This window comes from Magnetococcus sp. PR-3, assembly GCF_036689865.1.
GTDB lineage: Bacteria > Pseudomonadota > Magnetococcia > Magnetococcales > Magnetococcaceae > Magnetococcus.
Genome location: NZ_JBAHUQ010000002.1, coordinates 281522 through 295316, shown reverse-complemented (window position 1 = coordinate 295316; position 13795 = coordinate 281522). Strand labels below are relative to the sequence as shown.

The following is a 13795-nucleotide window of genomic DNA, read 5'->3' as shown; positions in this document are numbered from 1 at the left end:
GATGTCCATTCGTCTGTTGCTGAGCTTAGGCACTACGGTGGTGATACTGATGATGGCGGGGTTAGTCTATTTGGGGGACAACACCAACCGTCGTCATGCCTCCTTTATTACCACTGTGCAGCAATACCATATTCCCATGCTTCATCAGTTGGACCGCCAAATCGCCCTGTTTAACCGTATTGACCACAATGTGAACCTTTTTCAAAAACAGGACCATACAACGCTTTCACTGGTGATGGTTGGCCTGCAACGGCTTAAGGAAAAAACAGTACAACTGGATGATTCGGGCGAACTGATCAAACAGGCCGATCATTTAGAGTACTATTTAAAGAAAGTTCTCACATACCTGCCCAGTTCCGTACAGTTCAGTCCAGCACAGATACAGTTCAACCAAGCCTTGCAAGCTTATCGACAGCAGTTACGCGTATTGTTCCAACAGCATCGCCAAACTGATTCTGCATGGCTTGAGCAAGCGATGCTGGTTAGTCAAATGGTTCATCATGTTGAGAATGTCTATTTAAAACATATTGATAGTTACTATGTAACCCTCAATACATTGCTTAAAGATCTCACCCAGTTGCAGCGTCAAATGGAGTATGTACAAGCACTGCTTAAATTTGAGTTGGAAGATCACCATGTTGATGAAATGGCCTATGATCCTATGATCAAACTCATGGGTGAACTGGATCAGTCTATTATTGCTTGGCAAACCTCATTGCGGTTTTATGCAGAAGAAGCAGCTATTATGGACCCTTCTGCTTCACAGGTGGTCAGTGCTATTGAAGTGGCCAATCAATATAAAGATCAGGTGCAGGCACAGATTTTAAGCCTTAATGAACTGGCTAAAGTACATATCCGTTTGGAACAGAAGGAGATGGCCCAAAAAACGGTAGAGATCCGCTATTGGTTGATCTTCCTGGGTAGTTTGACCTTTTTTATAACGCTTATAACCGCATGGATCATGAACCGCTCTGTCTCTGTCCCTGTGAAGGTGTTAACCCAAGGGGCTCTGCAATTTTCCCAACAACAGTGGTCCCATCGGCTTCCACAGTTTCGCTGGCAAGAGTTTAATCAACTCTCTTCAGCGTATAACCATATGGCCGAAGAGCTGCAGGCCGATATTGTGCGTCGTGAAGCCAGTGAACATCGGTTAACCCAAGTTTTGCATCAAAATGAATCCATTCTTAAAGGTGTAGGGGATGGTGTCTATGGGGTGGATCAAGAGGGTCGACTGACCTTCATCAACCCCATGGCTGAACAGCTGATTGGCTGGACAGAAGCTGATCTGTTGGGGCAGGATCCACATCTGCTGTTACACCACAGCTGTGTTAATGGTTTGCCCCTTGAGCAGGAAGAAGCGCCGGTTTATCAAACGTTACAGGATGGCCAAACCCGCTGGGCGGATGATCAGCTCTGTTGGCGTGCGGATGGGGAATCCTTTCCCACACGGTTGATCTGTACAGCCATTATTGAAGATCTGCAAATCACCGGTGCGGTAGTGACCTTTCAGGACATTACCCAGCGTAAACAGTATGAACATGCACTGCGCCAGGCCAAAGAGATGGCAGAACATGCCAACCAGAGTAAAAGTGATTTCCTGGCCAACATGAGCCATGAAATTCGTACCCCACTTAATGCCATTTTGGGTATGAGTGAGCTGCTTATGGAGTCTTCCTTAACCGAAGAGCAAACCCAGCACTTAAATGTTTTGACCCATACCAGTGATAGCTTGTTGGCTTTAATTAACGACATTCTTGATATGTCTAAGATTGAAGCCGATCAATTAACACTTGAGAATACAGCGTTTGATCTGCCGGACTTATTGAAAGGTGTCATCGGTATTTTCAGGCATCGTTCCCAGAGCAAAGGGTTAAAGCTGGTCAGCCAATGGGATGAGTCTCTCCCAACCTATGTTAAAGGGGATGCCCAGCGTTTACGCCAAGTGCTGTTAAATCTTATGAGTAATGCCGTTAAATTTACCCATAATGGACAAATTGCCTTAATAGCAATACCGCAGGGTCAAGCTGGGATCCATTTTAGGGTGGAAGATAGTGGTGTTGGTATTGCCACAGAACAACTTGAACGCATTTTTCAACCGTTCCAACAGGCTGATCTCTCCATCACACGCCGTTTTGGTGGAACGGGTTTAGGTTTATCCATTAGCCGTCGTTTGGTTGAAGCCATGGGTGGGTCTTTAAAAGCAGAGAGTCAGGAGTTGTTTGGTAGTCAGTTCTTCTTTAGCTTACCTTTGAAAGTTGTCCAGCAAATGGATGCTGCAGATGTCAAGAAGGTGGTCAGAGGGGAAGCGCGTGCTCAAAGGCCTGAACAACGGCAGGTTGAAAGTAAAAAAATTCTGCTGGTTGATGATTCAGAAGATAATCGCATGTTAATCACCGCCTTTCTCAAGAAGACAGAACATGTGCTTACATTGGCAGAGAATGGGGTGGAGGCGGTGGACCTCTGTTTGAATGAACCGTTTGATTTGGTGTTTATGGATATTCAAATGCCGGTTATGGATGGCATAACGGCGACCAAAGAGATCCGTTTGTGGGAGCAAAGAAATAAAAAGGCTTCTTTACCCATTATTGCGTTAACAGCCCATGCACTGAAAGAGTATGAAGATCAATCGCATGAAGCTGGGTGTGATCTATACTTAACTAAGCCCATAAAAAAGAAAAGACTTCTAGATATTATTCAAAATTATGGTTAGCACCTGCTTGCGTACTCTGTTTTACCGATTTCGACCGGATCATGGACGGCCCAAGTGGAAGAGACAAAGACCATAGGCGCCTGGTACATTCTTTACACTGTATATGCCCCGTGAGAGGCTGTGAGAAAAATAATATGTAAGGTGTTGTTAATTGGTAACTTTCGAAGAAAGTTCATTTTCCTGTCGCAAAAGGGTTGCATCCTATTTTGAAAAGCTGTATTTCTATGTTTCCTTAATTGGACCCATGGGGGCGAATAGCTCAGCTGGGAGAGCATCGCCCTTACAAGGCGAGGGTCACAGGTTCGAACCCTGTTTCGCCCACCATTTTTTCCTCTTAACCGAGGATTAAAAACTCTCCATGTTTCTGATTAAGTTTGTGAAATAGGCAGATACATTTTTTTTGCAAAAGGTGTTGACTTCATTTTCACAAAGCGGTAATTTGTCCGCCTCATCGGCAACGATGAGAACATAAGGACCGAAAAGGTCCGCCCTTTGCGGGGGCGTAGTTCAGTTGGTTAGAATGCCGGCCTGTCACGCCGGAGGTCGCGGGTTCGAGTCCCGTCGCTCCCGCCATTTACAAATATTAAAAAGAGCAAGACGTGCAAACGACTTGCTCTTTTTTTTGCGCTGCATATAAAAGCTGTGGGTGGCATCACTGTTGTGAATGTTTATATGCAAAATGCATCATCAGTACTGGCTAATATTACTCCTTTGTGATAAGCAGTATGGATAGCCTGAATACAGCGTCAATTAACTTCCAGGTTTTAAGGGAGTCGTTCTAATGCAGATTACTGGTATGTACTGGGGATCCAAACTACTTAAGTATGTTGGATTTCCCACCTCCAATGTGCTTGGGCCCGAAGCCTCAGCCAACGAACTTCAGTCCATGATCGATGAGGCTGGCGGTTTGCTGGTTAAGCCGATCTTTAAAGGCGGTGTCGGTAAAAAAGGTAAGGCTGGTCTACTTGGCATCGCCAAGGATGTACAGACAGCACTCAAAGAGAAGGAACGGCTCTACTTTGCTGAGCATCAGCACGGTAATGCCTATGCCAAAGCTGAAGGTGTCACCTTCGAGAGCTTTGTTGAGGCCAAATACGAGATCTATTTCTCAATTACCGACAGCACCAAGTATCGTGCGCCTACCATCACCATCACCCATCACGGTGGTGTGGATATTGAAGAGTTGCCCCCTGAGAAAATTGCGACGGTACCTTTTGACCCCCTGACGGGCTTTAAAGGGTTTGTGGTTTCTAATGCTCTAACCCGTTTGGGTGCACCTAACGAGATCATCTCTCCGCTGGTGCAGAATCTGCCCAAGTTGTGGGACCTCTACCATAACTATGGTATGACCACCCTGGAGCTTAACCCCATCCGTATGATGCCTGATGCTAAGGGGCGCCTCATTCCGGTGGCCTGTGACTTCAAGTGTTCCTTCGATGGTGATGATCCCAACGTTGAGCGTTTGAACCTGCCTACCGACCTGGATATGGCGGATTACTCCAACTTTGAGATGGAAGTAAACCAGCTGCGTACCTATCAGGGTCAGTCTGATGTGTATGTGATCAATGATCAGGGCTCCATCACAGCCATGACCTTTGGTGGCGGTGCTAACGCACTGGTGACCGAACAGCTGGGTGACCGTGCGACCATCTCTTCCGACTTTGGTGGTAACCCACCTTACCAGAAGATGTATGACATCAGCCGTATTACGCTGAAGTACTGGCTGAAACAGAGCAACGTCTTCTTTATCATTGGTGGTAAGGCCAACAATACGGATATTTTCGAAACCTTCCGTGGTATGGCGGACTCGTTACGAGAATATTTTGGCGAATATGGACCCACCCCCATCTATGTGGTGGTTGGTCGTGGTGGCCCCAATTTGGTACGAGGTATGGGTTATCTTAAAGATACCCTGGATGCCTTGGGTCTGCCCTACCGCTTCTTTGGTTACGATTCGGCCATGAGTGAGGTGGTCAATTATGCCAAGGATATCGATGACTGGATGGCCAATGGTGGCCGTCAACAAGTCGCCGATAAGCTGGGCTGTGACGTTTAATCTGTGGACTTAATCCACTTGATTATGCGCACACTTCGCCGAAACGCCATTGACCGAGGAACGTTCAATGTCTGATGAATTAAAGCAAAATCTCAATGAAGGCTACAACACCCAGCTGGCTAAAGGGGTGTCGGAGTTTCCTTACTATGTGGGTATTCACTCACTGGCTGATATGGCCACGAAGGATGATCGCGTCTGCGTTCTGAATATCCTGGGTGGTGAAAGCCGTAGTGTAACCCCAACCAGCCACGTTTTTTCAGGTGGTAATATTGTCTGTGGTACCCAGCCTGGCCGCTCCGGCAGCAAGCTGAAGACCGCTGCAGGTGATATCCCTGTCTATAGTAACGTGCTAGAAGCGGTAGAAGCGGGTCATAAGTTCAACTGTGCGGTGGTCTATGTCCCCCCCGCCGGTGTAAAAGATGCCGTAATTGAAGCCGTACGTGTGGTACCCGATCTGAAAAAAGTGATCATTCTGACCGAGAAGGTTGCGGTTAAGGATGCCCGTATTATCCGTGCCTACTGTCAGGTTCGTGGTGTGGATGTTCTGGGTGCCAACTGCCTAGGTGTGGCCGATGCCCACAACAAGGTACGTTTGGGCGGTGCTTTGGGTGGTGCCAACCCTGAGGAATCATTGATTCCTGGTTCGGTCTCCATCTTCTCCAACTCCGGTAACTTTACCACCACCATCGCTGTGTATTTGGCGACGGCGGGTTGGGGTACCACCACCTCTGTAAGTTCCGGTAAGGATGTTTACATCCACTACGCGGCCCCTGAGTATACCCATGCGATGCATAATGATGACCGTACCAAAGCGGCGGTTCTCTATGTTGAGCCCGGTGGTTACTACGAGCATGATCTAGAGTTTGAAAAGCCCGTGGTGGCCTGTATTGTGGGTCGTTGGAAAGCCAAATTAACCCGCTCTTGCGGCCATGCAGGTGCCATCGCCGGTGCCGGTGATAACGCCCTGGCCAAAGAAGAGTGGTTTATGGAGAAGTTTGGTGTCGACAGTCTGTTTACACCAGAAAACCCTGTTTGCAGTGCCAAAGGGGCCGTGGTCACCAACATTGCTCACATTCCCCAGGCCATGACCATGGTTATGGAGAAGCGTGGGGAGAAGCCTGACTTTGCGCCCCATGGTGACCTCTCCTTGAAGTGCTGGTTTGAGAATGACCAGGGTTTGACCCTTCCTGAAAATCTGGCCATTAAGCAAGAAGAAGCTCTAGCGCCTTATGATAGCCAGATTGAAGCACTCTCCAAGCAGGTAGGGACTGTCTTCCCCCGTCAGAACATGAAAGATGCTTCTGGCGCGTCAAAGATGGATCCCAAAACTCAGGTTTCCTCCATTCATAGCACCAGTGTATTGGATGCCTCTACCCACACACTGGAAGAGAACCTGGCCCAGTCGCTCATTCGTGAATATCCCGATGCGACCAGTGCTGCATTGATGAATGTGGCACTAAACAGTTCCGTCAATCAACATGGTCAACCCGGTCTGGCGGCTGCTGATGCTTCCCGCGAGGCAGGCAGTAGCCCTAACGTGGTGCTTTCCACCGCGGTAGGTATGGTTGGTCCTAACATGGTTCGTGGTGCCCGTGAAGCGACGGACGCTATGATTGAACTGTTTGGTCGTAGCAAGATTATCGACCCTTCAGCCCAAACCGATTGTTCGGCGCAGGTTGATGCCGCTGATGCTGCCCTGTTTACCACCGATGCTGATGATGGTGCTGCAGCTATGCTGGCCGGTTGTGAAGCACGCAGTGCCAACAGTGTTTTTGTAAACTTTGTTAAGCAGGTCGCAGCTAAAGCGGGTAAGCAGCCCAGTCGTGATGGTGTTCTTGCTGCCATTGCTCTGCATGTTGCTTGGCGCCCCTTAATGCGTAAGCGTCTGTCACGCACCACGGTTGTGAATATGCCTTGGCATATGCAGATCTTCTCCACCATGGTGGGTTCTGCCGTCGCTGCGGCCGACCAGAGTGCAGACCGTTTTGCAGGCATCGCTAACAGTGACCTGATCAATAGCTGGAGCTTCTCAGCAACAGCATTCCTGTCCCTGTTTGGTCGTAAGCCTGAAGATCATGAGCTGTATAGCTTCTCTGTATTGCTTGGTCTGATCATTACCAATGGTCCGGGTACCATCTCTGCTCAGGGTGCCAAGGGTGCGGTTTCTGCTGATGGTCCTGAAGTATCTGATCGTATTCAGATCAACAAAGGCTACATTGGCTTCCTGACCCACACCGGATTTGCCCATGGTGGTAACGGTTTTGAAGCCATCGCCTTCCTGGTTGAGCGCTTTAAGGATAGCGGTCTGACGGATCCTGGTCAGGCGACCAGTCTGGACCTGTCCGAAATGGCGCTGGGTTATGCCAAGGAGTACAAGAAGTATAAGGCCAAGGCAAAAGCTGAAGGTGACCTGAACTACTTCAAGGTTCCCTGTATTAACCACCCCGTGTTTAAGAACAAAGATGTGAACTACGATCCCCGTGAACAGTTTGTAAATGGTCTGTTCAAAAAGCGTGGTGACTACAACGTCTTCTTGGACTACTACCATGAACTGGTTAATGGTCTGTACAAGGCGGGTGTCAGTAAAAATGTTTACTGTGTAAACGTGGATGCTGTTATTGCTGTGATCCTACTGAAAATGTTGTGGGGTGCCTTTAGTAAAGGCGAAATCAGTAACGAAAGCATGGAATCCGCAGCCTTCACCACCTTCCTGTTTGGTCGTATGATCGGTACAGCGGCTGAAGTGGATGACCACACCAACCGTGGTAAGAATATGGATACCCGTACCGCGGCCAGTAAGGTCACGAATGTGGGTTAATCCATCCTCTTGAGAACCATGATGTTATAAAAAAAGCCGGCCCGTTTAGGGTCGGCTTTTTTTGGTTGATACGTATGGTCAGGCGTTGTGCCCTCTGAGCTGATCATACGTATCAAAGCTCCTTAGAGCGTCTTAGATGGGTGTTTTACATAAGCGTATAGTGACCTGACCTGGCTTACCAGAAAGGCCCATGCGTCCAGCATGGTTTAATTGTCCATGAGCATTACTCATGGAGCTGGCCACACCACCTTGCCCACCTCGACTTCGACAGCGCTGTTCGTCTTGTAAAATAGAGCCATCGGATGTACGGGCTTTACCATAGTAAATAGAGACATGGCCACCATCACCTCCATGGCCCCCATCTTCACCGCACCCCTGGTTATGGCCAGGACGACCGTTGATTCCATCCCCCCCCCGTGCAGCAACATGGAAGATACCTTTAACCCGATGGATGAGTAAGGTGCCGTAAGCTGGTGCATCTGTACCGTGTTTGTGTGGATTATCAGCCAGCTTGGTTTGTTGCAGTTTTTGGCCGTTACGCCCCACAAAATTAATATCGGTTAACCGACAATGGGGTTCGATTTCACGTTTGCCTTTACGGTTTAACGTACCGATTAAAATAGGGAAAGGTGAACGTATGATCAGTTTGGCATGGGGATTAAAAGTTAACGTATCGATACAAAATAGCGTATTGTCCCCCTCTAAAACGAGAGTTGCATGCTGGTTGAGTGTCAACTGTTCGATATGGCAGAGTTTCAATACGTTAGGTAATGCTGAAGCGTAGTTAGCATTTGTGTCATCAGTACATATGTTAGTCCTGTTGTGCAGGCATGCCAGGGATTTTAAGTAGGGGCTGTCAAATCCATTGAGTGGCGTATGCTTTTCATTACAAGTTTCTTTTAAAGGCCACGGTTTAAAAAGCTCTTGTAGTAATTGTAGGGAAGGACGCGGTAGCTCCATATACTTGAAATCTGAACAATCAGCCATACCATTTTTTTGTTCGACAAGTTGGATCGTACCGTTGCTGTGTAGTGGGTTCCTGCACCATTCTAGCCACGGTTTCAGGCGTGGCTCTAATGTGATGAGATTCATTGGGCGATTCATTTGGTTATAACCGTAGGTTGTAATCCATAACCTATAGCAGGTTATTAGGCAGTAAGATATACCTTTGATAATGCCACAGTTCATATGGGTTTGAAAGAATTATCATTACGCATGTTGTGTAAAACTTGGCGCATATCTTGATGAGATTAGGTTAAGTTACATCGTTCTTTGAGCGTAAAAAGCTTGGCCTGTATCCTTGAGCCGCTTTGTTAATAAGATGAGCGAATATAAGAAGATAATAATATGGGTTAAGAGTTTAGGTGGGGTTAAGGGATAAACAGAACATTTTATATATGTCATATGCGGTATATGAAGATCGGCAAATGTAAGATGCTGAAAGTAAAAAGAGAAAAATAAACAGAGTCTATATAGGGCATTTTAATGCCGTTATACAAAATATTTTTTCTGAATTTTAGTCTTTATGTTTCATTCGCCAATACAAAGTGTTAGGTGAGTCTATGCTGGTGCGTTTGTGGTGTAATAGGGTGATGACGAAACAGCAACGTGTGTATGATTTCCGATGTATCGCTTGACGTGGGATGCCTGGGATGGTACTCATCGTCCGGCTACCTGATAAATGCGTGGGTGTGGCTGCTAACCCACCCTAAAAATACGCACTCAAGGAAAGGGTGACAGCATGCTGGAGAATTATTTTCCGGTCCTGGTTCTGCTGATCATAGCCGGGGGTATGGCGGTGTTCATGTTGGCTGCCAGCTATCTGGTCGGGGTCAAGCGCCCCTATGAGGAAAAAGGCTCTCAATACGAATGCGGCTTCGCCCCTCTATCGCGCGTCTACATCAAGTTTGACGTTCGCTTTTATCTCCTCGCGATCTTGTTCATCATCTTCGATATTGAAGCAGCGTTCCTCTTTCCGTGGGCGGTTGCTTTTAAGGAAATCGGGATCATCGGCTTTATTGAGATGATGCTGTTCCTGATGGTGCTCTTGGTTGGCTACGCTTACGCCTGGAAGAAGGGGGCGTTGGAATGGGAATGATCGAAGAGCTGCATCAAGAGGTTAATGACCGTGGCTTTCTGCTAACCTCCGCTGACAAACTGGTCAACTGGGGTCGCTCCATGTCCGTCTGGCCCATGACCTTTGGTCTGGCGTGCTGTGCGGTGGAGATGATGAATGCCGGGGCCAGTCGTTATGACCTCGACCGTTTTGGTGTTGTGTTCCGGGGTTCGCCTCGGCAATCCGATGTCATCATTGTTGCGGGTACACTGACCAATAAAATGGCGCCAGCTCTGCGTAAGGTCTACGACCAAATGCCAGAGCCCCGCTATGTTATCTCCATGGGCTCCTGCGCCAATGGTGGCGGTTATTATCACTACTCCTATTCGGTAGTACGTGGTTGTGACCGTATTCTGCCTGTTGATGTCTATATTCCAGGCTGCCCGCCCACAGCGGAAGCGGTCATGTACGGCATTATGCAGTTACAGAAGAAAATCAACCGTGACGGTCAGGTTTACTCCGGTTGGAGGAAGCGTGTATGACCACCGATAAGTTACAACGTCTGGAATCGCGTGTTGAAGCAATCCTACCTGAGTTAAAAAGAGAGTGGGTTTGTGGCGCGCTGGTTGTCTGGTGTGAGCCTGATGCTGTGGTGGAAACCCTAAAAACCATGCGTGATGATCCTGGCATGGACTTTAAGCTGTTTATCGATGTAACAGCGGTACACTACCCTAAGCGTGAAAAGCCATTTGAAGTGGTCTACCAGCTTCTTTCGGTACATAAGAACCATCGTATCCGGGTTAAAACCCTGGTGGATGAGTCCATCGCTGTTCCCTCCATAACGCCGTTATGGAAAGCTGCCGATTGGTTTGAGCGTGAGATGTATGAGATGTTTGGCATCATGATCTCAGGTCATCCGGATCTCCGCCGTCTGTTACTGGACTACGATTTTGATGGCTTCCCCCTGCGTAAGGATTTTGATGTAACCGGCCCCTTTGAGCTGCGTTACGATGAAACCCAACAGCGCATCGTCCGTGAACCGGTTGATCTGACCATTCCAAACCGGATCTTCTACGGTAACGCCACCGACGAAAAAGCGTAAGGAGGCGACGATGCCAGCAACCATCACAGACCATAAAGAGTTTCAAAACTACGCCATCAACTTTGGCCCCCAGCACCCTGCAGCTCACGGTGTGTTGCGTCTCCTGTTGGAGTTGGATGGTGAGGTCGTTGAGCGTGCCGATCCCCATGTAGGTCTGTTGCACCGGGGTACGGAAAAACTGCTTGAGCAAAAAACCTACATTCAGGGTACACCCTATTTCGACCGTCTAGACTACATGTCTATGATGAGCGAAGAGCATGCATGGGTCGTAGCCATTGAGCGCTTGGGTAACATTGAGGTGCCTGAACGGGCCCAATATATCCGTACCATCTATGCAGAGATCACCCGCTTTATTAACCACTTGCTCTTCTTTGGTGCCCACGGTCTTGATGTTGGTGCCATGACCATGTTCCTCTACTGTTTCCGTGAGCGGGAAGAGTTGATGGATATCTATGAAGCTGCTTGTGGTGCACGTATGCACGCCAACTACTTCCGTCCTGGTGGTGTGGCGCGTGACCTGCCCGATGGTTTGGAAGAGCGTATTCGTGATTTCTGCAACCACTTTCCTGCAAAGCTGGATGAGTATGAAACACTGCTAACCAATAACCGGATCTGGAAACAGCGTCTGGTAGATATTGGTACCGTCAGTGAAGAGGAAGCCTACAACTGGGGCTTTACTGGTCCTATGTTACGGGGTAGTGGTGTTGCATTTGACCTACGTAAAGCGGAACCATACGACGCCTATGATAAGGTGGAGTTTGATATCCCTGTGGGTAAAAATGGCGACAGTTATGATCGCTATTTGGTTCGTATTGAAGAGTGCCGTGAAGCGGTTAAAATCATCCAGCAGTGTCTGGATCAGATCAAACCCGGTCCTGTGCGCAATGAGAACTTCAAGATCTCCATGCCTTATCGTCAAGATATGAAGCAAGACATGGAGTCGATGATTCACCACTTCAAACTGTGTACCGAGGGTTTTGATCTGCCCGAAGGTGAAGTGTATGCAGCGGTGGAGACCCCCAAGGGTGAATTGGGGATCTATTTGGTATCCGACGGTGGCAACAAACCCTACCGTGCCCGTATCCGTGCAGCTGGTTTCAACCATCTGCAAGCCATGAAGGATATGGCCAAGGGGCATATGATTGCTGACGTAACCACCATCATCGGCAGTATCGATATCGTCTTTGGCGAAATCGACCGCTAAGGCATCAACCCAATAAGGTGATGGAAAGCGATGAGTGAGAATGCACAAGCGGCTAAGCCCGCTTTTACAGAAGAGGCTCTCAAGAAGGTAGAGACCATCTATAACCGCTATCCCGAAGATCAGCGCCAGTCAGCTCTGCTGCCGGTACTAGATCTTGCACAACGGGAATTTGGTGGTTGGCTCTCCCGAGAATCCATGGATTATGTCGCTGAAATTATGGAGCTGGCGCCGATCCGTGTGTATGAGGTTGCCACCTTCTACACCATGTACAACCTGAAGCCCGTTGGTAAGCATCACGTACAGGTATGCACCAACATCTCCTGTTGGCTTTGTGGTTCTGACGGCATCGGTGATGCGGTGAAGGGGCGTCTAGAGATTGATTACGGTCAATCCACGGACGACGGACAATTCACCCTGACCGAAGTGGAGTGCCTGGGTGCGTGTGTTAATGCACCCATGTTCCAGGTCAACGACGACTACTACGAAAATCTGACACCTGAGTCTGCGGTTAAGATTATCGACGAACTGGCCGCTAAGGCTTAAGTTCGGATAACGGCGAGGACACACCATGAGCGATGCCAATCTGGTGCTCTTCAAGAACATCCACATCGAGGGGCAGAACACCCTTGCAGTCGCCAAGAAACAGGGCGCCTACAAGCAGATGGAAAAAGCCCTGGGGATGCAAGGTGAAGAGATTATCCAAGAGGTTAAAACCGCTGGCCTGCGTGGTCGCGGTGGAGCGGGCTTCCCGGCGGGTTTGAAGTGGTCTTTCATTCCCAAGGATGATCCCCGGCCCAAATATCTGGTTTGCAATGCTGATGAAGGCGAGCCAGGCACCTGTAAAGACCGTGATATCATGCGTTATGACCCCCACCTTTTGGTGGAGGGTATGATCATTGCCGGCTATTCCGTTGGTTCTAAACAGGGTTATATCTACATTCGCGGCGAATTTTACCGCGAAGCGATGATCCTGGAAGCCGCGATTGAAGAAGCCTACGCTGCCAACCTGCTGGGTAAGAATATTCTCGGCAAAGGCATTGAGTTTGATCTGGCCGTGCACCGTGGCGCTGGCGCCTATGTGTGTGGTGAAGAGAGTGCATTGCTCAACTCTCTGGAAGGGGATAAAGGTCAGCCTCGACTGAAGCCACCTTTCCCTGCCAACGTTGGTCTCTATGGTTGCCCCACAGTGATCAATAATGTTGAGACCCTCTCTTCCGTACCCTCCATCATTGAAAAAGGTGGAGACTGGTACAGTAAGCTGGGTGTTGAAAAATCCAGTGGTACCAAGCTTTTCAGTGTATCTGGCCATGTGAACAAGCCCGGTAACTACGAAGTTGAGTTGGGTATTCCTCTGAAGACGCTCATCAACGACTACGCTGGTGGTGTGCGTGGGGGTTGGGAGAATCTTAAAGGGATTATTCCCGGTGGTTCATCTACACCGGTTCTTAACCCAGAGCAGTGTGAAACCGTCACCATGGATTATGATGCCATGGCCCAGGCTGGCACGATGTTAGGTGCTGGTTCTGTCATCGTGATGGATAAATCCACGTGTATTGTTAAAGCCATTGCACGGCTAAGTAAGTTCTACCGTCATGAATCCTGTGGTCAATGCACTCCGTGCCGGGAAGGTACCGGTTGGTTGGCGCAGATCATGGATCGGATTGAGAACGGTCAAGGTCGTCAGGAAGATATTGATCTGCTGCTTAATGTGTGCGGCAACATTCAGGGCAAGACCATCTGCGCCCTGGGAGACGCGGCGGCGATGCCCATTGTGGGTGCCATCCGCCATTTCCGGGACGAGTTTGAGTACCATGTTGAACATGGTCGCTGCATGGTGGACTGAGGAGAC

General features: G+C 48.7%; 10 protein-coding genes and 2 tRNA genes. 11 read left to right on the top strand and 1 reads right to left on the bottom strand.

Translation table 11 applies throughout. The annotated features are described in order from the left end of the window. Nucleotide 1 precedes the first annotated feature (1 nt). The 5 genes from V5T57_RS02825 to V5T57_RS02805 all read left to right on the top strand — a co-directional run bounded on the left by V5T57_RS02825 (nucleotide 2) and on the right by V5T57_RS02805 (nucleotide 7584). Nucleotides 2–2710 (top strand): ATP-binding protein, encoded by a 2709-nt coding sequence (locus V5T57_RS02825; protein ID WP_332889642.1) that lies wholly within the window; start codon nucleotides 2–4, stop codon nucleotides 2708–2710. A gap of 248 nt (nucleotides 2711–2958) precedes the next feature. Beyond that, a tRNA-Val gene (locus tag V5T57_RS02820) sits at nucleotides 2959–3034 on the top strand. Between the two features lie 172 nt (nucleotides 3035–3206). Next, nucleotides 3207–3283, top strand: a tRNA-Asp gene (locus V5T57_RS02815). A gap of 208 nt (nucleotides 3284–3491) precedes the next feature. After that, nucleotides 3492–4766 carry an ATP citrate lyase citrate-binding domain-containing protein gene (locus tag V5T57_RS02810; RefSeq protein WP_332889641.1) on the top strand — a complete coding sequence of 425 codons (1275 nt, stop codon included), beginning with the start codon at nucleotides 3492–3494 and terminating at the stop codon, nucleotides 4764–4766. 67 nt (nucleotides 4767–4833) lie between these two features. Continuing rightward, entirely contained in the window at nucleotides 4834–7584 is a 2751-nt protein-coding gene (locus tag V5T57_RS02805; RefSeq protein WP_332889640.1) for a CoA-binding protein, read from the top strand. A gap of 132 nt (nucleotides 7585–7716) precedes the next feature. Here the strand turns inward: V5T57_RS02805 and V5T57_RS02800 are convergent, their stop codons facing one another. Next, on the bottom strand, nucleotides 7717–8343 hold the full coding sequence (locus V5T57_RS02800) for a hypothetical protein (RefSeq protein ID WP_332889639.1): 627 nt from the start codon (nucleotides 8341–8343) through the stop codon (nucleotides 7717–7719). A gap of 982 nt (nucleotides 8344–9325) precedes the next feature. On the opposite strand from V5T57_RS02800, the gene ndhC reads away from it, so the two are divergent. Genes ndhC through nuoF form a run of 6 tightly spaced genes read left to right on the top strand, consistent with a single transcriptional unit; the run spans nucleotide 9326 to nucleotide 13789 of the window. Continuing rightward, the gene (gene ndhC, locus V5T57_RS02795; protein ID WP_332889638.1) at nucleotides 9326–9682 is read left to right on the top strand and encodes an NADH-quinone oxidoreductase subunit A; all 357 of its coding nucleotides are present in this window, start codon (nucleotides 9326–9328) and stop codon (nucleotides 9680–9682) included. Further along, on the top strand, nucleotides 9673–10182 hold the full coding sequence (locus V5T57_RS02790) for a NuoB/complex I 20 kDa subunit family protein (RefSeq protein WP_332889637.1): 510 nt from the start codon (nucleotides 9673–9675) through the stop codon (nucleotides 10180–10182). The genes ndhC and V5T57_RS02790 overlap by 10 nt, the downstream gene beginning before the upstream one ends. Next, on the top strand, nucleotides 10179–10742 hold the full coding sequence (locus V5T57_RS02785) for a complex I 30 kDa subunit family protein (RefSeq protein WP_332889636.1): 564 nt from the start codon (nucleotides 10179–10181) through the stop codon (nucleotides 10740–10742). Before V5T57_RS02790 ends, V5T57_RS02785 begins: the two co-directional genes overlap by 4 nt. A gap of 10 nt (nucleotides 10743–10752) precedes the next feature. Continuing rightward, nucleotides 10753–11946 carry an NADH-quinone oxidoreductase subunit D gene (locus V5T57_RS02780; RefSeq protein WP_332889635.1) on the top strand — a complete coding sequence of 398 codons (1194 nt, stop codon included), beginning with the start codon at nucleotides 10753–10755 and terminating at the stop codon, nucleotides 11944–11946. A gap of 30 nt (nucleotides 11947–11976) precedes the next feature. Continuing rightward, the gene (nuoE, locus tag V5T57_RS02775; RefSeq protein ID WP_332889634.1) at nucleotides 11977–12489 is read left to right on the top strand and encodes an NADH-quinone oxidoreductase subunit NuoE; all 513 of its coding nucleotides are present in this window, start codon (nucleotides 11977–11979) and stop codon (nucleotides 12487–12489) included. A gap of 25 nt (nucleotides 12490–12514) precedes the next feature. Continuing rightward, nucleotides 12515–13789: an NADH-quinone oxidoreductase subunit NuoF gene (gene nuoF / locus V5T57_RS02770; protein WP_332889633.1), complete on the top strand. Its 1275-nt coding sequence runs from the start codon at nucleotides 12515–12517 to the stop codon at nucleotides 13787–13789. Nucleotides 13790–13795: the final 6 nt, after the last annotated feature.

What these genes read in the sequence shown, in the direction of transcription:
- V5T57_RS02825 (WP_332889642.1), top strand. Translation starts at nt 2, where the DNA reads ATGTCCATTCGTCTGTTGCTGAGCTTAGGCACTACGGTGGTGATACTG.
- V5T57_RS02810 (WP_332889641.1), top strand. Translation starts at nt 3,492, where the DNA reads ATGCAGATTACTGGTATGTACTGGGGATCCAAACTACTTAAGTATGTT.
- V5T57_RS02805 (WP_332889640.1), top strand. Translation starts at nt 4,834, where the DNA reads ATGTCTGATGAATTAAAGCAAAATCTCAATGAAGGCTACAACACCCAG.
- ndhC (WP_332889638.1), top strand. Translation starts at nt 9,326, where the DNA reads ATGCTGGAGAATTATTTTCCGGTCCTGGTTCTGCTGATCATAGCCGGG.
- V5T57_RS02790 (WP_332889637.1), top strand. Translation starts at nt 9,673, where the DNA reads ATGGGAATGATCGAAGAGCTGCATCAAGAGGTTAATGACCGTGGCTTT.
- V5T57_RS02785 (WP_332889636.1), top strand. Translation starts at nt 10,179, where the DNA reads ATGACCACCGATAAGTTACAACGTCTGGAATCGCGTGTTGAAGCAATC.
- V5T57_RS02780 (WP_332889635.1), top strand. Translation starts at nt 10,753, where the DNA reads ATGCCAGCAACCATCACAGACCATAAAGAGTTTCAAAACTACGCCATC.
- nuoE (WP_332889634.1), top strand. Translation starts at nt 11,977, where the DNA reads ATGAGTGAGAATGCACAAGCGGCTAAGCCCGCTTTTACAGAAGAGGCT.
- nuoF (WP_332889633.1), top strand. Translation starts at nt 12,515, where the DNA reads ATGAGCGATGCCAATCTGGTGCTCTTCAAGAACATCCACATCGAGGGG.